This window comes from Alysiella sp., from assembly GCF_030525755.1.
Lineage (GTDB): Bacteria > Pseudomonadota > Gammaproteobacteria > Burkholderiales > Neisseriaceae > Simonsiella.
The window spans coordinates 1-24,977 of record NZ_JAUNEC010000014.1 but is presented as its reverse complement, the minus strand read 5'-3'; the positions used below and the strand labels follow the sequence as shown (position 1 = coordinate 24,977).

Here is a 24,977-nt window from a genome sequence, read left to right as displayed (position 1 = left end):
CAACTTATTCTGGCAGCCACGCAGGGACTTGTTTTTTAATCAAATCTGCTAATGCGTCCAACCATACAGGATTATCGTTCAAACAAGGAATATAGTGAAATTGTGTACCACCAGCCTCATAAAATTGTTCACGCCCTGCAATGGCAATTTCTTCCATCGTTTCTAAACAATCAGATACAAAACCAGGACAAAACACGTCCAACTTTTCCACACCTTGCTTGGGCAATACATCAAATAAAGTTTGAGTAGAAGGTTCAATCCATTTATCTTTACCAAACTGACTTTGAAAAGAAACAATATAATCCTGTTCTGCTAAGCCCAACTCTGTTGCAATCAAATGTGCAGTGGCACGGCATTCAAGCGGATATGGGTCTCCTTTATCGTGATGACGTTGCGGAATACCATGAAAACTGAACATCAATTTATCGCCACTACCATGCTCTGCACGATAATTGCGAATTTGCTCAACACAAGCACGAATGTAACCCACATCATCGTAAAAACGGCTTACGGTGTGTACCGACATTTGGTTGCGTTGCTTACTCAATGCCAGCATCACTTTATCCAAAGCCGCACCACCCGAGCTACCCGCGTATTGTGGATACAAAGGTACCACCACCACACGCCCTACCCCCTTACTTTTGAGCATGATTAAGGCTTCGTCAACGCTGGGTTTACCATAAGTCATGGCATAAACGATATGGACACTTTCAGGCAGCCTTTGACGCAAACCTTCTGCTTGTCGGCGCGTGAACACTGCCAAAGGTGAACCTTCTTTAAGCCACACTTTTTCATAGCCGTGCGCACTTTTGCCCGAACGAAATGGCAAAATGATGCCACGCAAAATCGGTTGCCACAATAATCTGGGCAATTCCACCACACGAAAATCCGATAAAAACTGACGCAGATACGGACGAACTGCTTGTGCAGTTGGCGCTTCGGGCGTACCTAAATTCATGATGATGATGCCCATTTGATTCTGGGCTTCAAACGGTATTTCAGGTTCAAATTGGAAACGCATGATTATTCCATTATTTTATTCTGTGATTTCAAGCTGCCTAAACATTTCAGGCAGCTTGATACTGAAACATGATTAAGGCTGTAATTTTGCCATGCATTGCTTATCGCGTTCGGTAAATGCCGCTGCCCCTCCCAAAAGTTGCAACTGTTCGTCTGTGCTGATTTTGGCAAACGATTGGATTTGTTTGTCGCTCAATTTTTGTAGCGGTTCGTTCCACATACACACGCAATAATCAGCAACATATTTGCCATTTTCATCACTCAAATTGCGTGTTTTCAAGGCTTCTTGCCACACAGGCGAAAACGGTACGTTTTTAATGCAGCTTTCCACAATAGCAGCTTTGGCTCTGGGTTTACTCATCGCACACTGACTTAAAAAGAAAAAACCCGCAAACAATAAAGCGGTTACGCGCAACCAATTGATAAGCGTGCGGCGTTTTTTGTCTTTCAATGCCAAACGCTTTAACTCGGCTTCATCTGCCACTTGATTTTGGCTGCCTGAAGCCACGTTTTTGGCATTTTCAGGCAGCATTTTTTCGTTTTCATTTTGCAAATCAGCCATGTAAACTTTCCATGCGTATCATGGTTACAGGTGCGCTGATTTTGTTGTGCGCTTCAATCGCAGTAATCGCAGCTTTGATGTTTTTTTCCACTGTACTGTGGGTCAAAATTACAATTTCAGCTTGTCCGCCGTCCAATACACCCTTTTGAATCAACGCTTCAATAGACACGCTTTGCTCTGCCAATAAATTGGCAATTGCCCCCAAAACACCCGCTTCATCGGCTGCCTGAACACGCAAATAATAGCTACTGCTAATGTCGTCCATACTCAAAATATTTTGCGATGCAACTTGGCTGGACTGGAATGCCAAATGCGGCACACGGTTTTCGGTATCCGCCGTAATCAAACGTGAAATGTCAATCAAATCCGCAACCACCGCACTGGCAGTCGGTAAAGCACCTGCGCCGGCACCATAATACAAAGTTTCTCCCACCATATCGGCTTGTACGCGTACCGCATTCATCACACCATTTACATTTGCCAACAAACGGCTTTCTGGAATAAGCGTAGGGTGAACACGCAATTCAATACCTTTGTCAGTTTTACGTGTGATGCCAAGCAATTTCACGCGATAGCCCAATTCTTCAGCATATTTGATGTCGCGACTGTCTAATTTACTGATACCTTCCAAATAACACGCACCGAAATTCATCGGTGTACCAAATGCCAACGCACTCATAATCGTGATTTTGTGTCCTGCATCATGCCCTTCAATGTCAAAAGTAGGGTCGGCTTCAGCGTAACCCAAACGTTGCGCCTCGGCTAATACATCCTTGAATGCACTGCCTTTTTCGCGCATTTCACTCAAAATAAAATTGCTCGTGCCATTGATGATTCCCGCAATAGAACGAATTTGGTTTGCCGCTAAACCTTCGCGTAAGGCTTTGATAATTGGTATACCACCTGCAACTGCCGCTTCAAATTGCACCATCACGTTTTTCTTTTCCGCCAATGCAAAAATCTCGTTGCCGTATTCTGCCAACAGTTTTTTATTGGCGGTTACAATGTGTTTACCATTCTCAATCGCTTGCAGTACCAAATCTTTAGCAGCGGTTGTTCCACCAAATAATTCCACTACAATGTGTACATCAGGATGTGTAACCAAAGTTTCGGGATTATCAGCAAACAAAGCGTTGGGACACAAAGATTGGGCGCGTTCACGCTCACTTTCACGTGCTGAAACCATAAACACATTCACACCACGCCCTAAACGGCGCGTGATTTCTGCTGCATTATCCTGTAATACTTTAACTGTGCCACTACCCACAGTCCCCAAACCCAAAATACCGATATTAATTGCCTGCATAACCAAAACTCCTCAAAATTGCATTCAATTTAAACAGAAAAATTCAAAGCGTGAATGCTACCTGATTTTACCCAAACGCGCATCTTTTTCCATGTTCTGACTCAATCCCACGTTCATGCTGCCTGAAACTCCAAGCCATTCTTCAAAATCTCCATTCCCCCTTTCAGGCAGCTTTGCTTTTAACTTACCTTAACGCTATAATGCGCTCTCTCATGATATTGGTTTCCACCATGAAACATTTATTTGCCATTATTGCCGTTCTGTTTTTGGCTTCCTGCGGTTTTCATCTAAAAGGCATGCAAAGCAAGCACAAATTGCCTGAAAAAAACTGGTATATTGAAGGTGGCGTATTACAACAACCATTGGAACGCGCCTTACTCGCCGCATCAGGTCAAATTGTTCGTACACCCAACAGCACACCAGCCCAGCTACGCCTTATCGCGTTTGACAGTAAAAAAGACATATACACCATCACACGCGCTGCTAAACTTAATGAATACTTGCTTTCTTTGCGCGTTACCGTACAGGTTTATTACAACAATCTCGCATGGGGAGAACCCATGATTGTAGAGATCCAACGTGTGATGCCCTATGCTGACAGCATGATTTTAGGTAAAGCCGAAGAAGAAGCAACCATTTGGCGCGAAATACACGAAGATGCAGCAGACCAAATTGTGCGCCGTTTAAGCTTTTTGGGGCAGCCATAATATGCCCAGCTTATCGCCCGAACAACTTTCAGGCAGCCTGAATGCACCTTTACAAGCCCTTTATGTACTACACGGCGAAGAAGATTTATTGCGACTTGAAGCGTTAGATAAAATTCGTGCAACTGCCAAACATCAAGGCTATCTCAACCGTGAAAGTCATGTTGCTGATGCCACTTCGTTTGACTGGAATAACCTGCTCGCCCAAGCCATGAGTACAGGTTTGTTTGCCGACTTAAAGCTGTTGGAAATCCACATCCCCAGTGGCAAAGTTGGTAAAAACGGGGGCGATACACTACAAACCCTAGCAGAAAATCTGCCACCCGATACCTGCACCGTCATTGTGTTGCCCAAATTAGAACGAGCCCAAACTCAAGCCAAATGGTTTAACATACTGGCACAATACGGCACAGTTATTGAAGCCAAAGCCATCGATACACAAGCCTTGCCCGCATGGATACGCCAACGTTTGCACCAACACGGTTTAGAAATTGAAAACGATGCGCTGGCTTTATTTGCCGAACGTGTGGAAGGTAATTTACTTGCCGCTGCCCAAGAAATTGACAAACTCGCCCTGCTACACCCAAACGGTCATTTACTGACCCTGACCGATGCCGAACAAGCGATTGCCAACGTGGCACGATTTGATGTATTTCAACTATCATCTGCATGGATGGCGGGTAATGCACAGCGTACACTAAACTTATTAACAGGCTTACAAGCAGAAGGTGAAGAACCCGTTTTATTAGCATGGTCGCTTGCCGAAGACATTCGTATCCTAATCCGCTTAATGGCGGCTTTAAAACAAGGCAAAACCGCCCACAATGTCCGCAACGAATTGCGTTTATGGGGCGACAAACAAACACTTGCCCCCCAAGCCGCTACACGAATCGGCATCAACCGTCTCATCAAAGCCCTGCAAATTTGCGCTCAAATTGACCGCCAAATCAAAGGCGCAGAAGACGGCGATGCATGGGCAACATTCAAACATTTAATCATGGATTTAACCCATTAACGGTTTTCAGGCAGCCTTAATAAGCTGCAACATTAAGCCACACAGGCTGCCTGAAAACACCATTCTGTCTCAAATGTCATGTGGCAAATACGTTTCAGGCAGCCCACAAACCCACAGGAACAAAACAATGGATAAAAAACGCACTTTTCTCATTTGGTTGGCAATGGCAGTCGTATTCTCATTGATTGCTTATTTGGTCGGCACAACATGGTGGCTTTCCATCATCATTGGTATTCTGGCTGTTGCCTTAACCGTTGGTCTTGCGACAGGTACAATGTATTGGAAGCAGAAAAAATTGATTGAACATGCTACCAAATTCAATATTGATTTAAAAAATGGCAAAATTCACCCAGCCGATTTACGCCGCATGTATTTTAGCGGTGGACAAGCACGCAAAGATGCCCTACTGATTGCCAGTCAAGCCATGCGCTGCTCGGTTCAAGAAGCCGAAAAACAACTCAGCCAACGCGTGAGCAAACAAGCCGCCAATCAAGAAATGGCAAAACATCAAAAACCAGGCAAGCAAGGACGCGGTCGTCCACGTTAAACCCCATCATCGTGCAGGCTGCTTGAAAACCCAATCAGGCATTTGGCATTCATTGTTTTCAGGCAGCCTACAATCACAAATAAAGAAGTAAACATCGTCAATTACATGATTGACGAAATAACAGAAAGAATAGACATAGACCAAATGGGCTTTTATCTCAAAGACAAGGAGAATTCAAGGAAGATTTCAAGATGCAATGGGGTAAACATGTTAGGGAACAACAAGTAAAGAGAACAAAATCAATACTTACCCAAACAAAGTTCTTTCAATCTCAAGAAAATGATTCAAATAGTTAATCATTTTGGGCATTTTGATACTTTGTTCAATCTTAATTATTTGGATTTATCATTCAATATTTGGCATTTATGAACTTTATTCATGGTATGAAATCTTTTTGCAGACTCAAAATGCCTGCGATGACTATCGAAACATCTACCGTGAACAAATTTAGAAATTGAACGTGAACGAAATCAAACCCTGCAAGAAATTGTTAAAAACCTGAAACAATAAAATCACCACCTAAATCATAGGCTACCCAAATACGTCAAACAACTTCCAAACAGCCTGAACTTCACCGTTTTAAACATGCTCAATTGAGTTGTTATATTTAAGACAAGGAACACCATGAACACTGCCCTACATGGCATTTGTGATGAATTCACACAACCCGAACACATATTACACAATTTACCCCCCGCCGTAACCATATTTGGTAGTGCCCGTATTCAACCCGAACACCCCGAATACCAAAGAACCGAACGTTTGGCACGCCGTTTATCTGATGCGGGTTTTACGGTAATTTCAGGTGGCGGACCTGGCATCATGGAAGCGGCGAATAAAGGAGCATTTGCAGGCAAAACCCCTACTGTGGGCATGAATATTGTGTTGCCAAACGAACAACAAGCCAATCCCTATCAGGATATTTCTTTAACTTTCCAACATTTTCCATCTCGCAAAGCCATGTTGGTTCAATATGCTTTTGCTTTTGTGGTCATGGAAGGTGGTTTTGGTACTTTAGACGAATTGTTTGAAACATTAACCCTGATTCAAACAGGCAAAATTGCCAAATGCCCCATCATTTTAGTGGGCAGTACTTTTTGGCAAGGTTTGTTAGATTGGTTGCGTGAACATTTGGCAGCACACAATTTAATTGATGACAATGATTTGGATTTGTTGCATATTTTGGACAACGATGATGAAATTGTTGAAACCATTATTCGTTTCCAACCTGCGTTTTAAAAGCAGCATAGAAACCAACAACAAGGCAAACCACATGGATACCGCTTTATTACAACGCCACCAACAGGCTCAACAATTATTAAACGCTGCCGATTTGATTTACAGCGAAACAGAATGCGATGCGGCTTTACAGCGCATGGCAACACGCATCAAAAACGATTTAGGCAATAGCTATCCCCTGATTCTGCCTGTTATGGGCGGTGCCGTGATTTTTACTGGCAAATTGTTGCCTTTATTGGATTTCCCTCTGGATTTTGATTATATCCACATTACGCGTTATGGCGACAAACTGCAAGGTGGCGCATTCAAATGGTTGCGCGAACCCAAAGATGTAGCAGGTCGTGATGTTTTGATATTGGACGACATTCTTGATGAAGGTTTAACCATGTTGGAAGTTGTATCCCACATTAAAAAATTGGGTGCAAAATCATGTCGTACTGCCGTTTTTGCCAACAAATTAATAGACCAAACCAAGCCCATTCGTGCCGATTATGTGGGTCTAAACGTCCCCAATCGCTATGTTTTTGGCTATGGCATGGACGCAGGCAATATGTGGCGCAATTTGGGCGCAATCTATGCAATAAAGTAATCTATACAATATGTTACCCTTAAACGTCATCAACCACATTTTGCAACATAATCCCCAAGTATGCCAACGTTTAAGTGCCTACAATGGCATGGTTGTGGGCCTACATGGTGATATGTGGCAAATCAGAGCCCGCATTGGCAGCGATGGTCTGTTCTCCCACACCCAACGCCAAGCCGATGTTACTTTCTCTTGCCCACCACAAGTACTGGGAGATTTATTGCGTAATCGTCACATAGACTGGCAACAAATCAACATTCAAGGCGATACCGAATTAGCGTATTTTCTTTTAGCCGAATGGTCAACAATACGATATACACCACAACAAGATTTAAGCCGCATTTTTGGCGAAACCCAAGCAAAACGCATCAACCAATATGTTGTTCAGGCAGCCCAAAGTTTGCATTTTTTAGCTCAACTATTGCAATTTCAAGCGACTGAAACACAAGCCAACCAACCCAGTCACGAAAATGAACAGGCATTGCATGAAGCATTGCAAACCATACGCCACGAAAATGCCATTTTGCAATGTGAAATCAAACATCTCAACCGCCGCATTCAATATTTGGAACAAGTCGCTTTTAAACACAGGCTGCCTGAAAACCAGTAGCTTTCAATCATCTGAACCATGAGCATTAATCTTCCCAATCCCACTTATTTAAACAGCACACCTGACTTCAAAGCCATGCTGTTTGTATTGAGCTCGCTGGCAGCCGTTTCCGTCCCCTTGCTCATGCAGCTACCTTTGGGCGTAGTTAGCATTTTTGGTTTCTTGCTGCTTGTCCGCATTATTTTGTTGTTTTACGGCATTCGCAGCCTGAAAATCGGGTTGCTGTTGCCCCTTATGCTAGGAGTTATTGCACTGGTTATGGGGCAGCTGGGTACCATTTTTGGTTTAGAAGGTGGCATCTCTTTTTTGCTCCTACTCGCCGTTTTAAAATCCTGCGAAGGCGAAACACGCCGTGATTGGCAAGTTTTGGTGATGGCAATGTTGTTTTTGCTTACAGGTGCAGTCTTGTTTGAACAAGGTTTGTTTACCGCTTTATGGGTATTTCTGTGTCTGATGATGATGGGCATCTCTTTGAGTATGCTCAATCATTTGGATTTCAAATCTGCCTTGCATCACAGCTTCATCGGTTTTTTATTGACTTTGTTACCCATGCTCCTGTTGTTTGTAACCATGCCGCGCCGCGCATCACCCTTATGGGGCGTACCCCAAATGCCAGCTGCCCAATCGACCACAGGCATTTCAGAAAGCATGAAACCAGGTAGCATTGGCAATTTGATATTGAGCAACGAACCCGCTTTTTCCGCCACTTTTGACAACGGCATCACACCACGCCAAAACCAACTCTATTGGCGCATGATGATTATGGGGGAATATCGCGATGGTGCATGGCACACCTTAAAAGAATACCGAGACCGTGCCAGCCCCGCAGAAAGCACACCACACATCAGCTACCAACTCATCGCAGAAGACCAAGATGGACGCATTCCTGCTTTAGATTATCCCTTTACTTCCCAAAGACGTGGCATTTACCACGAAATGGGCAATGTATTGCGCACATACAGCCGTGAAGGTGTGCGCCGACTGCGTTTAGAAGCCAGCCTATCCGACCGCTTGCCTCACCAGCTAAATGATAGTGAAATCGCTTTTTATACTAGGCTGCCTGAAAACACCAATCTGCAAACACGCCTATTGGCACAAAAACTCCATCGCCAAAGCGGTGGCGATACCGAAACCTTTATCCACAATGCCTACCGTTATTTTACAGAACAAGGTTTTGTGTACACCCTCAAACCGCCTGTTTTTTCAGGCAACAACACCACCGATGATTTTCTGTTTACCAGCCGACAAGGTTTTTGCGAACACTATGCTGATGCTTTTGTTGTGATGATGCGTGCCGCGGGCATACCTGCCCGAGTGGTAACAGGTTATCAAGGTGGTGAATACAATGAAGCAGGCGAATTCTGGCAAATCCGCAGCAAAGATGCCCATGCTTGGACAGAAGTTTGGTTAGCAAACCAACAAGTATGGCAACGAATTGACCCAACCGCAGCCGTGGCTGCGGAACGCATTGAAAATGGTGTAAATGCCGCCCTACCCGAAAGCGAAGCAGGCGAACTATCGGGACGTGAACCCTTTTGGCAAGCATGGGCAGACCAAAGTCGCTTTTACTGGCAACAATGGGTAGTCAATTACGATGACACTCGCCAACAAAGCTTATTTGCCAAATTGGGCTTTGACAAAGTCAGTCCCAGCAGCATCTTAATGGTATTACTATTAGGCTGTTTACCTGCGCTTATTCCAATTTGGTTGTGGTGGCGACGTTCACGCAAACAAGACATCGAACCCTTATCTTATGGTTTCATGTTGCTCAAACGCCGTTTGCTTGGCAAAGATTACCCCAATTTAGCCACCATTGCCCCAATGGAATTGCGCCAAATTTTGCATGATGATGATTTATTCACACCCGATTTAGCACAACTTTTGAACGAATACATCAAACTTAATTATGCCAGTCCACAAAGCGTTGCACCTCATCAAGCAAATGCATGGTATAAACGTGCGTGTAAAATGTCGCGCAAATACCGCCAACACAAAGATTAATGTGTTTTCAGGCAGCCTAAACCCATATCACACTTTAATTTTCACACACAGTAAGCTGCCTGAAAATCCCTTAATTACAACAGACTATTAACACCCCACTTCACGCCCAGTTGCGGTACAATCACGCTTCACAAACATCAAAGTATTAAGGAAAACCATGCCAAAAATTACCGTTCTCCCCCATCAAGAACTTTGTCCCACAGGTCTTGTTATTGATACAGCAGAAAGTGGCAGAACCGTATGCGACATTTTATTGGACAACCACATAGACATTGAACACGCCTGCGACCAATCTTGTGCTTGTACCACTTGCCACGTCATCATTCGTCAAGGTTTTGACAGTATGACCGAACCAAGTGAACTAGAAGAAGACCTACTTGACCAAGCATGGGGTTTAGAAGCCGATTCACGCTTAAGCTGTCAAGCCATTGTAGGGAAAGAAGATTTGGTGGTAGAAATCCCCAAATACACCATCAACCATGCACGCGAACATTAAACACTCAACTGCAAATCAAACACACTCTTATAATCTTAATGGCTGCCTGAAAACGAATCCATTCAAATATGTTTTCAGGCAGCTAAAAACTTTGTCATAAACACAAAGATAGAAATTGCAGTTATTTTAAAATTAAAATAGAACACAACTTATTGCACCAAGTCCATATTTAATTAAGAAAATGGTGAAACAAATAGAACCCTGCGCTTGCACTATTTTAAATAAATTAACCATAATTTTAAACAACCACATATTTTGTATTGATGCGTACCATAAACACCAAAATCATTAAAATCTCTTGAAGTTAGGTACAGTACACACCTTACGCAAAATATTTCAAGCCGCCTGAAAACCCACATTATCCCAAGTTCCTAAACTGTGGCAAAAATGCAGGAATACCTGGCAACATACCCACCGCAGCCATCGCAACACACAACACAACAAAACCCACCAGCGGTACAATTAAACGCCCCACAGTACCTAATTCAGTACTGCGTTTTTTGTCGCCAATCAAGCCCAAATTGTCCAACAACATGGTCAGCGACCAGCCAAATACAGGATTAACCAAAGCCGATGCAAATACCACAATTGCTGCCGATTGTGTGGTTTTGCCTTTACGGGTCATTTCCATGCCAGCTTCCAACAAAGGTACATACACGCCCACAATCAATGCCACGCTTAACACAGGCTGCCAAATCGCCAAATCCATCGGATAACCCCACAAACTTGCCACGATACAGAATATTGCCGTCAGCAAAGCACCTGCTGGAATGCCACGTTTGGCAATGGACGCTGGCACAATATACGTTCCCCAAGATGATGTGAAATTCGCACCACCCAAAATAGAACCTGCGGTTTGTCGCATGGCGCAACTGACCATGGTGTCGTCAATGTCCATGTGGGCTTTTTCGGCTTTTTCGGGATAATTCAATTTTTGGAAAACTTGGTGTCCCAAAAAGTCGGGCGACCACATCGCCACCGCCAAAACCGCAAACGGGAATACCACCAAGAAACTGTCAAACGTGGGCAAACCCATTTGCCAGCCTGTGTTTTCGCCCCACCAATAGGCAGGATTCATATTGGGTAAACCTGGTTCGGTTTTGAATGTGAATGGCGCACCCAAAATCCAAGCCGTAGCCCCTGCCAAAAAGCAGCCCAATGGCACAGCCAGCCAACGTTTGCCCCAATGTTCCAGCAGCGCATACAAAATAATCGTCCCCAAAATCACGACAAAGGCAATGTGTGGCAAATTGATGCCTTCTGCCCATTTAAACAGGGTTTTCACTTGCCCCGTTGTGCCAATGAAACCCAAATACAGCAGCAGCCCCCCACTCACACCATTGCTGGTTAGCTTTGCCATAAGGCTGCCTCCTTTGGTCAGCCCCAATATTAAGCCAAACAACCCCAGCAGCAAACCAAATGCCAATGGGTGTCCACCAGCCGCCACCACCAAAGGAATCATGGGAATTAAAGGTCCATGCGTTCCAGGTAAATTGGCAGTTGGCAAAAATAAGGCACACAGCAAAATAATAAACAGCGATACAATCAATAATTCATAGCGCACATTTTCCAACACAAAACTTTCAGGCAGCCCCAAAGGTGTGGCAAACGCCGCAGCCACTGCCCCCACCATGACAATTTTGCCAATTGTACCAGCCATAGCAGGGATTAAATCTTCAAATTCAAAACGGTAATCTTTGAATGGCACATTCAGTCGCCAACGTTTGGGACGCAAAATTTGTAATTCGTGTTCCAAATAATCATTGCGCGTGGCAAATGCCGAACGCGGTTTGTGTAATTCTGAATGGCTTTTTTCTTGATTGAGTTCGGTAGTCACGAAATTCTCCCAAAATTGCAGTTAAAAATTCTTCTTTTATAACAATATATAATAGTCATTTAAAATTAACGCGAACAATACAATAACGAGAGCCGTACACAAGGACGTTGAGCAATACGGTAATTTGCATTCATTTTAAACGACTGCATCTATTAAAACGATGAATAACAAAGCATACACCCAAAGGCTGCCTGAAAAGCCATTAAGAACCTTTCAGGCAGCCTACAAAATTACACCAACAAATTCTTGATTTTCGCCACAATTTCGCTCAAAGCCACGTTTTCGGATACCCCATCGCGGCGGTGGGCGTATTCCACATTGCCTTCTTTTAAGGCGCGGTCGCCCACGGCAATGCGGTGCGGAATGCCCAACAATTCGCTGTCGTTGAGCAGCACGCCTGCGCGTTCATCGCGGTCGTCCAGCAACACGTCCACGCCAGCAGCCAGCAAATCGGCATAAATTTGGTCGGCGGCGTTTTTCACGTCATCGGATTTTTTGTAGTTCATCGGCACAATCACAACGGTAAAGGGCGACATGGCTTCTGTCCAAATAATCCCTTTTTCATCATGGTTTTGTTCAATCGCTGCCGCCACCACGCGCGTGATGCCTATGCCGTAGCAGCCCATTTCCATGATTTGTGCTTTGCCGTTGTTGTCCAAAAAGGTGGCGTTCATGGCTTTGGCGTATTTGTCGCGCAACTGGAAAACGTGTCCCACTTCAATGCCACGCGCCAATTTCAGGCTGCCTGAACCGCAAGGGCTAGGGTCGCCCTCAATCACATTGCGCAAATCCACAAATTCGGGTTCGGCAGCATCGCGCCCAAAATGGAAACCTGTGTGGTGGAAGTCGTCTTCGTTGGCACCAATGACCCAATCTGTGCCTTTTTCGGTGGCGAAGTCGGCATACACTTTCCCTTTAAAACCAACGGGCCCGAGCGAACCGCCATTGGCACCAAATTGTGCCAGAATCTGTTCAGGCTGCGCCATGGTTAAAGGCGATTTCACGCCAGCCAATTTTTCGGCTTTGATTTCGTTCAATTCATGGTCGCCACGCAACAAGAGCAACACGAGTTCGCCCTCGTTTTCGCCTTCCACCACGATGGATTTTAAGGTGCTTTCAACAGAAATGTTTAAAAATTCAACCAGTTGCTGTATGGTTTTCACATTGGGCGTATGCACTTTGGTTAAGGTTTGCGTGGGTTCGGCGCGGCTGCCTGAAAGCGGCAAGGTTTGTGCCAACTCCACGTTTGCCGCGTAGTCGGAGCTGTCGCTGTACGCAATCACGTCTTCGCCACTTTCAGCCAGCACTTGAAATTCGTGCGAGCCTGTGCCGCCTATGCTGCCCGTGTCGGCGGCAACGGGACGGTATTTCAAACCCAAGCGATTGAAAACACGGCAATAAGCGTCATACATGGCTTGATAAGTTTGTGTCAAAGAGGCAAAATCGGCATGAAAAGAGTAAGCGTCTTTCATCACAAACTCGCGTGCGCGCATCACGCCAAAACGGGGGCGGATTTCATCACGGAATTTGGTGTTGATGTGGTAGAAATTTTTGGGCAATTGTTTGTATGAATTGATTTCTTTGCGAACAATATCGGTAATCAATTCTTCGCAAGTGGGGCTGAAACAGAAATCGGCATCTTTGCGGTCTTTGATGCGCAACAATTCTTTGCCGTAAAATTCCCAGCGACCGCTTTCTTGCCACAATTCGGCTGGCTGAATCACGGGCATGAGCAATTCCACGCTGCCTGCGCGGTTCATTTCTTCGCGGACGATGTTTTCCACTTTGCGTAAAACGCGCAAACCCATGGGCATCCAAGTGTACAAGCCCGAGGCGTTGGCTTTGATTAAACCTGCGCGGAGCATGAGTTTGTGGCTGGGCAAAGTGGCTTCGTTGGGGGCTTCTTTGAGCGTGGAGATGAAAAATTGGCTGGCTTTCATGATGTTGAACTTTGTGAAAATAGGAAAAAAGGCGATTTTAGCAGTTTTAGCAACAAAAGGCTGCCTGAAAACCAGATTTGTTTTCAGGCAGCCTTTGCATGATGTCAACGTGTCATCAACGCAATTCACGATATAAACTGTCAAGCCATTTAGCTGCATTGCTGCCTGTATAAGGCTTGCCCATTTGGTCTAATAAATGAATGCGTTGTGCATTGCCTGCATTTTCAAGAGCCACAAACATTTGCGGTGCTTGTTCAAGCACAGGAGCTTCTTCTGTTTTATTACCACCAAATAAGCCACCAAACCAACTGGTCTTTTTGCTATCTGCTTGACGTACCGCATCGCTGACATTGGGAGCTGGGCGCACCACAAACATACCGCGCTCGCTGACAAATTGTTGTACCGTTAAACCTGTTCTGTCTAATGCAGAGGCGATGCGGTTGATATTACGTTCAGCGGAGCCGTAAACCAAAACGCTATTTGCTTCGCGTTTGGCAAATTGTGTACCTTTACTGTCATCTATTTTTTGTTGTAATTGCTGATTGATGACTGCTTCATCAGCACCCAAATATTGCATGAAACGCGCCATAAATGCGGCTTCTAAATTGGGGTCGCTGGCACGCGGTTGCCAAACAGTGGTGTCTTTATTTTTGTTATCGTAGACTTCTTCTAAACCTTTATGGGTAAAGAAAATATCTAAACCGCCTTGATTGTTGTGTTCCATGCGAATCAAAAATTTATCGCGTTCACTGGTGGTATAGATGCCTCCAATGCCCACTTTATCCAACAAACGGCGCAAACCTTGGTTAGGCAATTTGGCACGATTTTCTGCCCAATCGGTTTCCATTAAACCTGCACGCGCTTCTTCTGAATAAATAGTAAAACCAGCTTCCAACCAAAAAGCCCGCAGCAAAGACCACATTTCCGCTGCTTTTTTACCGTCTACAACCAACCAACGTTGCGAACCGTGTCGTTCAATACGCACATCTTTCACTTGTGCCAATACTCGATTTTTATTGTCTGCTTGTACTTTGGTGGCATCATGGCGTGCACTTATGCCAGCTGGCAATGTGTATAAATCGCCATTACGCGGGTCGTTCAAATCAGGTGGCACTTCCAAACTGATGATTTTTTGGTTTTCAGATTGGTAATCCAATTTCGGTGAATTTTTATCGCTTGAACAAGCAACCAATCCAATGGCTGCAAGTGCGAGAATAAGGATTTGATTTGTTTTCATGCTGGTTGTCCGTCTATTTTAGGTTTGAGATGAAAAAGCATAAATTGAATTGGATTTTAAAGTAATTTAACCGCTTGCAAGGCTGCCTGAACTTTATTCTGACCACCTTCAGTCAAAGGCATAATCGGCAAACGCAAGTGTTCATCACATAAATTCAATTGCGCCATTGCCCATTTTGTCGGTGCGGGACTCGACTCACAAAACAGCACATCATAAAGAGGTATCATCTGCTCATTCAATGCACGCGCTTGGGCAATTTCGCCTTTTAAGGCATGGCGACACATTGATGCAAATGCTTTAGGCATAACATTAGCGGCAACACTAATGACACCGTGTCCACCACAAAGCATAAATGGTAATCCTGTTGGGTCATCGCCTGAATAAACAGCAAAATCTTGTGGTGCATCTTTAAATAAGGACAAAGCACGCGCCACATCGCCACTGGCTTCTTTTACACCCACAATATTAGCAATTTGTGCCAAACGCAAAATGGTTTCATTACTCATATCCACCACCGTTCTTCCTGGCACATTGTAAATAATCATCGGAATATCAACTGCTTGTGCAATTTCTTTAAAATGTTGATAAATACCTTCTTGTGAAGGTTTATTGTAATACGGCACAACCGACAAGGTGTAATCCGCACCCAAACGTTTGGCAGCTTCAGATAAAGCAATTGCTTCTTGTGTGTTGTTTGCACCCGTACCTGCAATAACAGGAATCCGTTTGGCTGTATGATTGACCACCGCTTCAATTACAGCCAAATGTTCTTCCACCGATAAAGTGGCAGATTCACCTGTTGTACCTACCGCAACCAGCGCGTCAGTACCATTTTCGATATGCCAATCAATTAAATTGTTTAACTGTGCAAAATTCACGCTGCCGTCTGCGTGCATGGGGGTAATAAGGGCAACAAGGCTGCCTGTTAGCATAGAAACCACCTTCAATCACAAATCAAGGTTCAATAAATGCGTGGATTGTAGCCTACTTTACTCATTGTGCAAAATACTCTGTATTACTTATCCAGTTTCAGGCAGCATGCAACATCATTATTGCAAAGTTAAGTAAAGAAAAAAAGGCTTTAATTTCCCCTATTAATAGCAAACAACAATTACTCGCAATGCAATCATTTGATAATTTTATGAAATTTCATAAATAAAAATGCTTCTTAATTTCTAAATAGCCATATTCAAATATAATAATTGTTTGTATTTTAAAATAAAATTTTGACAAATTTCGCCAAATTGATAAAATTCTCTCCATTCAAACAACCCTTTAAAAAGGAAAACATCATGCAAGGCGATAAAGACGTAGTTGATTACTTAAATTTCTTATTGGCAAACGAACTTTCTGCACGCGACCAATATTTTATTCATTCCCGTATGTACTCCGAATGGGGTTTAACTAAATTATTCAGTCGCATTGGTCATGAAATGGAAGACGAAACCTTACATGCCGAAGGTTTTATTCGCCGCATTTTGATGCTCGGCGGTACGCCTAGTATGGTTTCTGCACCTGTTAAAGTTGGCAAAAACGTAACCGAAATGTTGCAATTTGACTTGGATACAGAAATTGAAGTGCGCGATAATTTGAAAAAAGGCATCAAATTATGCGAAGAAAAACAAGACTATGTTACCCGTCAATTACTGGTTGAACAACTAAAAGACACCGAAGAAGACCATGCACATTGGTTAGAACAACAACTTCGTTTAATCAAACTGCTGGGTGAACAAAATTATTTGCAAAGTCAAATGATGGGCGATGCCGACACCAATTACGGTCATTGATTTAGGAGAACACCATGCAAGGCGACCGTCAAGTTATTCAACAACTAAACAAAAACTTAGGTTTATTATTGGTAACCATCAACCAATATTTTCTCCATGCCCGAATTTTAAAAAATTGGGGTCTTGAAGAATTAGGGTGTCATTTTTACAAACAGTCTATTGTAGAAATGAAAGCCGCAGATGCCATAATAGAACGTGTTTTATTATTAGAGGGTTTACCCAACTTACAAGAGCTGGGCAAACTGCTGATTGGTGAAACACCTGAAGAAATCATCAAATGTGATTTAGCAAAAGAGCAAGAAAAACATGAAGCCTTGATTGCAGCCATTGCCGTATGCGAAGCGCAACAAGACTATGTTTCTCGCCAATTGCTTGAAAAGCAAAAAGACGAAAATGAAGAGCGCATTGATTGGTTAGAAACACAGTTGGAACAAATTGAAAACATTGGTATCCAAAACTACCTGCAACTTGGGGCGCAAGAGGACTAACACAAACCACTACCAAAAATCTCAGAACCCCAAAATAACAGGCTGCCTGAATATTTCAGGCAGCCTGAAACATTTGCAAAATCCCATCTTTGGCGCAATTCAAAGTGCAAGCATAGTCTAACGCGCAGATAATATTGAAATATCAAGCACTAACAAAACACAGCACGAAGAAATCTACCAAAGATGGGATTTTGCAAACCTTGCAACCTGTTTTCTCTCACACTCATACTTTACAATATACCCTTTTTCCCCATTTCTTATGATGCTCACCGACACCCATTGCCATTTGGCAGCCACACCACTTATCAACAAGCTGCCTGAAATCATCACAGCTGCATCAGCAGCCAATGTCAAAGGTTTCATTGTGCCATCAATCCAAGAACAAGACTGGCAAACGGTTTTGCATCTTTTCAGGCAGCCTGAAATTCGTGCTGTTGCCTTGGGTATACACCCTTGGTTTTCAGGCAGCTTGAACCAAGATAACTTATCTCAACTCAATGTTTTGTTATCAGAAAATCCCAATATTTGGGTAGGCGAAATTGGTTTGGACTTTTATCCCAAACAATTGGCATTTAATGCTCAAGAACAACAAATCTGGGCTTTTGAGCAACAAATTGACTTAGCAAAACAACACCAGCGACCCGTGATTTTACACAATGTCAAAGCATCTGCTGCCTTATTACACAGTATCAAAAACCACGCTTTCACTTATGGTGGCATCGTCCATGCCTTTTCAGGCAGCCTTGAAGAAGCCCAAGCATTCATCAAACTCGGTTTCAAAATCGGCATCGGCACCTTATTACTCAATCCCAATGCAAAAAAAGTACGCCACGCCGCAAGCACATTGCCACTTGATGCCTTATTACTGGAAACCGACAGCCCCTATATGCTGCCTGAAAACCCAAATACCCCAGCCAACTTATTCCAAATTGCCCAAATCGTTTGCACTTTACGCGGCATCAAGTTATCCCAACTGGCACAAGCCTGTGAAAACAATTTACAAACCCTCTTCCCCAGCACCATTTTCAGGCAGCCTAATCATGCTTGACATTCTTGAACAAATAAATATAGTTGCAAAAATGCCGCAGACAGTACAAGTAATACAACAAAACGAACCAATGCTGTAGTACCTTTTCAATTATTCTGCGACCATACTTGCAAAACAGACCAATAAACGTCTAAAATGCATTGCTTCAATTCTCACAAACCATGCTGTTTTCAGGCAGCCTTCGCGAAAGCCACACCATGAGTTTAACCCCCATTTACAATTTCTCCGCAGGGCCAGCCGTATTGCCCGAAAGCGTGTTGCGTACTGCCCAAAGCGAAATGTTTGACTACAACGGCACAGGCTTTTCCGTAATGACCATGAGTCACCGTTCGGACGTATTTGCCAGCATTTTGTATCATGCCGAACAAGACCTCCGTCAGCTTATGGACATTCCGAATAACTATAAGGTCTTGTTTTTGCAAGGTGGTGCATCTGCCCAATTCAACCAAGTCGTGATGAATTTTGCCGATGGCTTTGAGCGCGTGGACAGCGTGGTAACAGGCAACTGGTCCGAAATCGCCCATTCGCAAATGCACAAACTTACCAATGCCAAAATCCATTTGGCGGCAGACGGAAAACGCGACTACAACTACACCAACTTACCGCCCGTGCAAAATTGGGATATTGACAAAAATTCTGCATTCGTGCATTTCATCATCAACGAAACCGTACACGGCTTGCAATACCGCGAAGTCCCCAAACTGGAAGACGGCATGCCGCCCCTAATTTGCGATATGTCATCGGAAATTTTGTCCCGCAAAATCAATGTGTCCGACTTTGGCGTAATTTATGCAGGCGCACAGAAAAACATCGGACCGAGCGGCGCGACCATTGTCATCATTCGCGAAGATTTGCTGGAACGCTGTTCCGACCGCATTCCAGACGTGTGGAACTATAAATCACACGTTCAACGTCAAGGCATGTACAACACGCCAGCCACTTACCCAATTTACATTTCAGGTTTGGTGTTCCGTTGGTTGCAATCGCAAGGCGGCGTGGCACAAATGGAAACGATTAACACATTGAAAGCCAAAACATTGTATAATGCGATTGACGGTTCAGGCGGTTTCTACAAAAACAACGTCCACCCTGGTGCACGTTCCAAAATGAATGTGATTTTCACTACAGGCGATGCTGATTTGGACGAATTGTTCGCGCAAGAGTCCACCACACGCGGTTTACAACTGTTGCGCGGTTACAAATCATTGGGTGGGATGCGTGCCAGCATCTACAATGCCATGCCTCTGCAAGGCGTAGAAGCCCTAATTGATTTCATGAAAGAATTTCAAAAACGCTACGGTTAATTTTTGAGAGGGCTGCCTGAAAAGGTTAAGGATTTCAGGCAGTCTATTTTTAATCCTGATAAGTATCCAAAGTTTATTATTTGGATACCAATCAGATATTCATTAAGGGAAAATCATGTTGAAAAAAATTTTTGCCATTACACTGATGGTATCATTAACCACTCCTGCTTTGGCAGAAGACAATTGGTTGAGTAAGGCACAAGATATCAATAAGCAAGAAATCGCCAAGCAAGATTCTGCTGCAAAACAACATTTCTTCAAAACAGGTAAATTGGCACAAGGTAAAACCTTGAGTTTACCTATTCAATTAAAAGAAGGTAAATTTTATGCCTTTATGGCAGACTGTGATTATGAATGCAATGAAGCATCTTTGACTTTAAGTCAAAATGGCAAACAACTGGCTGCCATGCACGAATCAGGCAATAGCTCACCCATGTTTGGTTATCAAGCAAAACAATCAGGTACTTATCATTTGAATTACACCATCAATGAATGCGAGAAAGCAACTTGCGATTATTCTGCTGAGGTTTTTGAAGGTAACAAAGTTTACAAGGTGGACTTCTAAACCCAATTAAATTACAAAAACCGACCGATTTTATCGGTCGGTTTTTTTATTTTAACATCAACGCTGACGTGCTTTAAAACGTGGATTAGATTTACAAATCACATAAACTTTGCCTTTTCGGCGCACAATTTGACAATCACGATGGCGTTGTTTCGCTGCTTTTAATGAAGACAAAACCTGCATCTTATTGCCCCTTTTTAAATGCCGACATCATGCCCGCATAACGCTGATTAAATTTGCTGGCACGCCCTTCTTTATTGTGTTCACGCTGCTTGCCTGTGTAAACAGGGTGTGATGCAGACGAAGTATCCAACATAAACACAGGATAAGTTTGTCCATCTGTCCACTCTTTGGTTTGATTGGTTGGTGCACACGAACGAATCAACCAACCTTCATCAGCACTGCTGTCATAAAATAAAACGGTGCGGTAATTTTCAGGGTGAATACCTGCTTTCATCACATACTCCAAATGGGTTAAAAAATGATTATTATGTTATGGTATAACACTATTTAAAAAAAAGCAATCGTCTTTTCCATGATGATTTTTCAGGCAGCCTGAAAATGAGCAAACTGTTATAATGGTCAATCTTCTTGATGTGCTGGGTATTAAAACATTGAAAATGAATTTTGCTTATTTCAAAAACCGTGCAGAAATTTATCTTCGCCTGATGCGTACAGACAAGCCGATTGGCACACTGCTGCTCTTATGGCCAACTTTATGGGCAATCTGGATTGCCGCAGAGGGCAAGCCCGATTTTGTGATAACCATAGTATTTGTACTTGGTACATTTTTAATGCGCAGCGCAGGCTGTGTTGCCAATGATTTGGCAGACCGTGATTTTGATGTCCATGTGGCGCGCACACGCCATCGCCCTTTTGCCACAGGCGAAGTGAACACAAAAGAAGCTTTGATTTTAATTGCTGTTTTGTGTTTATTAGCTGTCTTATGTTTATTGCCATTAAACCATCTCACGCGTTTAATGAGTTTACCCGCCTTATTTCTGGCAATGACTTATCCATTGACCAAGCGTTTTTTTCCCATTCCTCAACTGTATTTGGGCTTGGCATTTTCATTTGGCATACCGATGGCATTTACTGCCATACAAAACAGCATACCTGCTTTGGCTTGGGTGTTGTTTATTACCAATATTTTTTGGACGTTGGCTTTTGACACATTTTACGCAATGGCAGACAAACCCGATGATTTAAAAATCGGCATTAAAACTTCTGCGATTACTTTTGGTCAATACGATGCCGAAATTGCCACCTTATGTCATGGTTTAGCCAGTTTCAGCATGCTGATAATTGGCGTATTGATTGAAGCAACATGGGTATTCTGGCTGGCTTGGGGATTGGTTGTGTACCACCAATATCAACAATATCTTGCCACCCAAAACCGCGACCGAGATGCCTGTTTTCGCACATTTTTAAGCAACAACACCATAGGCTGGCTTTGGTTCACAGGCATTGTGGCACATTATGCCATGTTGTAATTTTCAGGCAGCCACAATTCACAAATTCAATAAGAAAGTTAAATCAATGCACACATCTCTTTTTACTTGGCGTACCTTACTGCTCAGCTCAACCGCTTTCATGCTATTTGCCTGTTCTGGTAAAAACGCACCTGTTCAAGTGAAACATACACTCACAACATCAACTCACACCAATCTCAACACCCATGCCCATCTCCCAGCAGTTGTTCAAGGCACAACAGTAAGAAATGGTACAGCCCATTATCGCGCGGTTTCCTTTCAAGAGCTGCCCAGCTGGCACAATCAACCCTTTTCAGGCAGCCTGAACGTATTTCGCAACAGCTGCATCAAACTTGGCAGACAAGCCTCTTGGCAGAATGTATGCACGCGTGCTGCACAAACCGCCAACAACGACCAAGCTGCCAAACTTTTTTTTGAACACAATTTCACGCCTTGGCAAGTCAGCCAAAATGGTCAGCGTTCAGGCACAATTACAGGCTATTATGAACCCATACTCAAAGGCGATGTGCGTCCGAGCCAGCAAGCACGTTACCCCATTTACGGCATACCCTACGATTTGGTTTCTCTGTCTTTACCCACCTCGCTACATCAAAGCAACAGCACCATACGCGTTCAACCGATTTCCAACCATGAAGCCCGTGTTCAAAGCAACGGTGCATACACCGCCAATTTATCTTTATTCCCAACCCACAACCATACTGCCATTAAAGGACGCTTTGTCGGCAACCAATTTGTGCCTTATTTTACCCGTGCTGAAATCAACAATGGTGCATTGGACAACCGTGCACCCATTATTGCTTACGCCGAAAATCCGATTGAGCTGCTTTTCTTACAAATACAAGGTTCAGGCAGGCTTAAAACCCCCAGTGGTGAATACATACGCTTGGGTTTTGCTGGACACAATCATTATCCCTACGCTTCTGTTGGCAAATACATGATACAAAAAAATTATTTGCCTGCATCACAAGCCTCCATGCAAGGCATCAAAAACTGGTTAGCAAACAATCCACATCGTTTAGGTGAAGTTTTGGCACAAAATCCACGTTATATTTTCTTCCGTGTTTTATCAGGTTCACCTGAACAAGGCCCAATCGGCGCATTAGATGTACCACTCACAGGCGGTTTTTCGGCTGCGGTGGACAAACAATACATCACATTAGGCGCCCCCATTTTTGTTGCCACCACCCACCCCGATACCCAACAAAGTTTAAACCGCTTAATGCTTGCTCAAGACACAGGCAGCGCCATTAGAGGAGCAGTACGCGTGGACTATTTTTGGGGCTATGGCGATGCAGCAGGTTCAACCGCTGGCAAACAAAAATACCCTGGATATGTATGGCAACTGTTGCCCAATGGCATGACACCCATACAAAAATAATCTCAAATACAATAAACATAAAAATGGCTGATGACTGTTATCCAGCCATTAGCCATTTTTCCCTATTTGTCTCATCCATTACTGTTTCAACACACCCACATTCTTAGGCGGCGTAAATTGAAAACCATTGCGTGTTAAATTCGGTCGGGTATTAATATTGGCAAAATGAATACGCGTTTGATTACCAAAACTGTCTTTTAACTCCATGCTTGCCAAATTACCCTCTTTAAAACCAATGCGCACAAATTGATAACCTGCATTGGTCTTTTTGGGCGTTGCCAACACATAATCCAAACCCTCTTTATTGCCCTCTTCTTGTAAAGCATAGCTGCTTTCCAAAGCCTGTTTATTGGACAAAATGGCAGCAGGACTACCACCAATGGCTTGGTCTTGTTCAGATTGAGTAACCTGTTTCAATTCAACATCATAAAACCAAATATATTTACCATCTGCCACAATAATTTGTTTATCAGGTTGTACATATTCCCATTTAAACAAACCAGGACGCAAAATTTCAAAGCTGCCTGAACTCACACGCTTTTTGTTTTTGGCTTGAACCGTTTGGGTAAATGTACCACTGATACCATCAGTATCAGCATTAAACCGTTTCAAAGCATCAATGCCCGATGCGTGTACCGAAAATGTCGCAAATGCAGCCAACAAACCCGTTACCAAAACTGTTTTCCCTTGTTTCATCGCATAATCCTTTCATATTGACACGATAATCAGTTTTCATCTTATAACACTTTCAGGCAGCTTAAAATGCATATTGCACAATGTAAAGACTGCCTGAAATGTTAAAACCTTATTTCATTGCGGTAAAATACCACTTTCTTAACCTAATTTTAATTCAACATCATGGAAAAATTGGCTGATTTACTGCTTCAAGCCTTATGTGAAACCCAACCCACGCTCAAAGCCGACCAAACACGCCAACTGCACTATGCTTGGCTTTCAGGCAGCCTGAATATCAAAGGCTTCGGCATCACAAACAAAAGCCAGCCCCAACCACAAGTGCCAGACATACACATTGCAGGTCGCCCCAATCAACCCAAATTGGTCGCTCCTCACCAAGTACAACAACGCAAACTGGGTACAAACAAAGGCTATGCTGCCATGTTGCACGCCATTTGCCACATCGAATTCAATGCCATCAATCTCGCTCTTGATGCAGCTCACCGTTTCCGCACCCTACCCCTGCAATTTACAGGCGATTGGTTGCGTGTAGCAGCAGAAGAAGCCGAACACTTCACGCTGATGCGCCAACGTTTACAAGCCCACGGTTACGACTATGGCGATTTTCCCGCACACGGTAATTTGTGGGACATGGCTTACAAAACCGCTTTTGACCCACTCCTGCGCATGGCTTTGGTACCACGTGTTTTAGAAGCACGTGGCTTGGACGTTACCCCAGCCATCAAAGAAAAAGTGCAGCAACGTGGCGACACCACCACCTGCGAAGTCTTGGACATCATTTACCGCGATGAAGTGGGACATGTACAAATCGGCACACATTGGTACACTTACTTATGTCATGAACGCGGTTTAGAGCCCATGGCATTGTTCCGCAAACTATTGCGTCAATACGATATGTTTATTTTCCGTGGTTATGTCAATTTAGAAGCACGTGAACGTGCGGGATTCAGCGCATTTGAAATGGCAATGTTGGCAGACTTTGAACATGCCATACAAAAAGCTACCTGAACACATTTTCCATTACTTTCCTCATTTTTAATAAGGAATGAACACCATGACACCCCACATTTCCGCCCCTGCTGGCGCATTTGCCCAAACCGTTTTGATGCCTGGCGACC

General features: G+C 43.6%; 26 protein-coding genes. 16 read left to right on the top strand and 10 right to left on the bottom strand.

Annotated elements, in window-relative coordinates:
* Positions 1 to 4: 4 nt before the first annotated feature.
* The 3 genes from hemH to Q4B82_RS04255 form a co-directional block, all read right to left on the bottom strand.
* Positions 5 to 1,021 (bottom strand): ferrochelatase, encoded by a 1,017-nt coding sequence (gene hemH, locus Q4B82_RS04265; protein WP_303065187.1) that lies wholly within the window; start codon positions 1,019 to 1,021, stop codon positions 5 to 7.
* A 72-nt stretch (positions 1,022 to 1,093) separates the two neighbouring features.
* Positions 1,094 to 1,582 carry a hypothetical protein gene (locus Q4B82_RS04260; protein ID WP_303065186.1) on the bottom strand — a complete coding sequence of 163 codons (489 nt, stop codon included), beginning with the start codon at positions 1,580 to 1,582 and terminating at the stop codon, positions 1,094 to 1,096.
* On the bottom strand, positions 1,575 to 2,888 hold the full coding sequence (locus tag Q4B82_RS04255) for a homoserine dehydrogenase (RefSeq protein ID WP_303065185.1): 1,314 nt from the start codon (positions 2,886 to 2,888) through the stop codon (positions 1,575 to 1,577). Before Q4B82_RS04255 ends, Q4B82_RS04260 begins: the two co-directional genes overlap by 8 nt.
* 230 nt (positions 2,889 to 3,118) lie before the next feature.
* Here Q4B82_RS04255 and lptE point away from each other — a divergent pair, with 230 nt between their 5' ends.
* The 8 genes from lptE (at position 3,119) to fdx (ending at position 10,086) form a co-directional block, all read left to right on the top strand.
* Positions 3,119 to 3,595 carry an LPS assembly lipoprotein LptE gene (gene lptE / locus Q4B82_RS04250; RefSeq protein WP_303065184.1) on the top strand — a complete coding sequence of 159 codons (477 nt, stop codon included), beginning with the start codon at positions 3,119 to 3,121 and terminating at the stop codon, positions 3,593 to 3,595.
* A gap of 1 nt (position 3,596) precedes the next feature.
* A complete protein-coding gene (gene holA, locus Q4B82_RS04245) occupies positions 3,597 to 4,607 on the top strand; it encodes a DNA polymerase III subunit delta (protein ID WP_303065183.1) in 1,011 nt (336 codons plus the stop codon).
* 127 nt (positions 4,608 to 4,734) lie between these two features.
* On the top strand, positions 4,735 to 5,154 hold the full coding sequence (locus Q4B82_RS04240; protein WP_303065182.1) for a magnesium transporter: 420 nt from the start codon (positions 4,735 to 4,737) through the stop codon (positions 5,152 to 5,154).
* Between the two features lie 624 nt (positions 5,155 to 5,778).
* Positions 5,779 to 6,393, top strand: coding sequence for a TIGR00730 family Rossman fold protein (locus Q4B82_RS04235; RefSeq protein WP_303065181.1), 615 nt, complete (start codon positions 5,779 to 5,781; stop codon positions 6,391 to 6,393).
* A 34-nt stretch (positions 6,394 to 6,427) separates the two neighbouring features.
* Positions 6,428 to 6,982: a hypoxanthine-guanine phosphoribosyltransferase gene (locus tag Q4B82_RS04230; protein WP_303065180.1), complete on the top strand. Its 555-nt coding sequence runs from the start codon at positions 6,428 to 6,430 to the stop codon at positions 6,980 to 6,982.
* A 10-nt stretch (positions 6,983 to 6,992) separates the two neighbouring features.
* The gene (locus tag Q4B82_RS04225) at positions 6,993 to 7,589 is read left to right on the top strand and encodes a hypothetical protein (RefSeq protein ID WP_303065179.1); all 597 of its coding nucleotides are present in this window, start codon (positions 6,993 to 6,995) and stop codon (positions 7,587 to 7,589) included.
* Positions 7,590 to 7,607: 18 nt separating this feature from the next.
* A complete protein-coding gene (locus Q4B82_RS04220) occupies positions 7,608 to 9,590 on the top strand; it encodes a DUF3488 and transglutaminase-like domain-containing protein (protein ID WP_303065178.1) in 1,983 nt (660 codons plus the stop codon).
* Between the two features lie 157 nt (positions 9,591 to 9,747).
* Positions 9,748 to 10,086 carry an ISC system 2Fe-2S type ferredoxin gene (fdx, locus tag Q4B82_RS04215; RefSeq protein WP_303065177.1) on the top strand — a complete coding sequence of 113 codons (339 nt, stop codon included), beginning with the start codon at positions 9,748 to 9,750 and terminating at the stop codon, positions 10,084 to 10,086.
* Between the two features lie 358 nt (positions 10,087 to 10,444).
* On the opposite strand, the gene Q4B82_RS04210 is transcribed toward fdx, so the two are convergent.
* The 4 genes from Q4B82_RS04210 to dapA form a co-directional block, all read right to left on the bottom strand.
* The gene (locus tag Q4B82_RS04210) at positions 10,445 to 11,923 is read right to left on the bottom strand and encodes a DUF3360 family protein (RefSeq protein ID WP_303065176.1); all 1,479 of its coding nucleotides are present in this window, start codon (positions 11,921 to 11,923) and stop codon (positions 10,445 to 10,447) included.
* A 230-nt stretch (positions 11,924 to 12,153) separates the two neighbouring features.
* The gene (locus Q4B82_RS04205; protein WP_303065175.1) at positions 12,154 to 13,863 is read right to left on the bottom strand and encodes a proline--tRNA ligase; all 1,710 of its coding nucleotides are present in this window, start codon (positions 13,861 to 13,863) and stop codon (positions 12,154 to 12,156) included.
* 115 nt (positions 13,864 to 13,978) lie between these two features.
* Complete coding sequence (gene bamC / locus Q4B82_RS04200; RefSeq protein WP_303065174.1) at positions 13,979 to 15,100, bottom strand: outer membrane protein assembly factor BamC; 1,122 nt, start codon at positions 15,098 to 15,100, stop codon at positions 13,979 to 13,981.
* A 56-nt stretch (positions 15,101 to 15,156) separates the two neighbouring features.
* Positions 15,157 to 16,032, bottom strand: coding sequence for a 4-hydroxy-tetrahydrodipicolinate synthase (dapA, locus tag Q4B82_RS04195; RefSeq protein ID WP_303065173.1), 876 nt, complete (start codon positions 16,030 to 16,032; stop codon positions 15,157 to 15,159).
* Positions 16,033 to 16,392: 360 nt separating this feature from the next.
* Between dapA and bfr (Q4B82_RS04190) the strand changes: the two genes are divergently transcribed.
* From bfr (Q4B82_RS04190) to Q4B82_RS04170, 5 genes are all read left to right on the top strand, one after another.
* Positions 16,393 to 16,887, top strand: coding sequence for a bacterioferritin (bfr, locus tag Q4B82_RS04190; RefSeq protein WP_303065172.1), 495 nt, complete (start codon positions 16,393 to 16,395; stop codon positions 16,885 to 16,887).
* Positions 16,888 to 16,901: 14 nt separating this feature from the next.
* Positions 16,902 to 17,375 (top strand): bacterioferritin, encoded by a 474-nt coding sequence (bfr, locus tag Q4B82_RS04185; protein WP_303065171.1) that lies wholly within the window; start codon positions 16,902 to 16,904, stop codon positions 17,373 to 17,375.
* Between the two features lie 259 nt (positions 17,376 to 17,634).
* The gene (locus Q4B82_RS04180; RefSeq protein ID WP_303065170.1) at positions 17,635 to 18,423 is read left to right on the top strand and encodes a TatD family hydrolase; all 789 of its coding nucleotides are present in this window, start codon (positions 17,635 to 17,637) and stop codon (positions 18,421 to 18,423) included.
* A 197-nt stretch (positions 18,424 to 18,620) separates the two neighbouring features.
* Positions 18,621 to 19,727: a phosphoserine transaminase gene (serC, locus tag Q4B82_RS04175; RefSeq protein ID WP_303065169.1), complete on the top strand. Its 1,107-nt coding sequence runs from the start codon at positions 18,621 to 18,623 to the stop codon at positions 19,725 to 19,727.
* A gap of 115 nt (positions 19,728 to 19,842) precedes the next feature.
* A complete protein-coding gene (locus Q4B82_RS04170) occupies positions 19,843 to 20,292 on the top strand; it encodes a hypothetical protein (RefSeq protein WP_303065168.1) in 450 nt (149 codons plus the stop codon).
* Positions 20,293 to 20,349: 57 nt separating this feature from the next.
* Here the strand turns inward: Q4B82_RS04170 and ykgO are convergent, their stop codons facing one another.
* Together ykgO and Q4B82_RS04160 are read right to left on the bottom strand one after the other, a co-directional pair.
* On the bottom strand, positions 20,350 to 20,475 hold the full coding sequence (gene ykgO / locus Q4B82_RS04165; RefSeq protein ID WP_097114056.1) for a type B 50S ribosomal protein L36: 126 nt from the start codon (positions 20,473 to 20,475) through the stop codon (positions 20,350 to 20,352).
* A gap of 1 nt (position 20,476) precedes the next feature.
* Entirely contained in the window at positions 20,477 to 20,749 is a 273-nt protein-coding gene (locus Q4B82_RS04160) for a type B 50S ribosomal protein L31 (protein ID WP_303065167.1), read from the bottom strand.
* A gap of 163 nt (positions 20,750 to 20,912) precedes the next feature.
* Between Q4B82_RS04160 and ubiA the strand changes: the two genes are divergently transcribed.
* A complete protein-coding gene (gene ubiA / locus Q4B82_RS04155) occupies positions 20,913 to 21,785 on the top strand; it encodes a 4-hydroxybenzoate octaprenyltransferase (protein ID WP_303065199.1) in 873 nt (290 codons plus the stop codon).
* A 46-nt stretch (positions 21,786 to 21,831) separates the two neighbouring features.
* Entirely contained in the window at positions 21,832 to 23,163 is a 1,332-nt protein-coding gene (locus tag Q4B82_RS04150; protein WP_303065166.1) for a murein transglycosylase A, read from the top strand.
* A gap of 78 nt (positions 23,164 to 23,241) precedes the next feature.
* On the opposite strand, the gene lolA is transcribed toward Q4B82_RS04150, so the two are convergent.
* The gene (gene lolA, locus Q4B82_RS04145) at positions 23,242 to 23,859 is read right to left on the bottom strand and encodes an outer membrane lipoprotein chaperone LolA (RefSeq protein ID WP_303065164.1); all 618 of its coding nucleotides are present in this window, start codon (positions 23,857 to 23,859) and stop codon (positions 23,242 to 23,244) included.
* Between the two features lie 162 nt (positions 23,860 to 24,021).
* Here lolA and Q4B82_RS04140 point away from each other — a divergent pair, with 162 nt between their 5' ends.
* Entirely contained in the window at positions 24,022 to 24,867 is an 846-nt protein-coding gene (locus Q4B82_RS04140) for a ferritin-like domain-containing protein (protein WP_303065163.1), read from the top strand.
* Positions 24,868 to 24,977 lie beyond the last annotated feature (110 nt).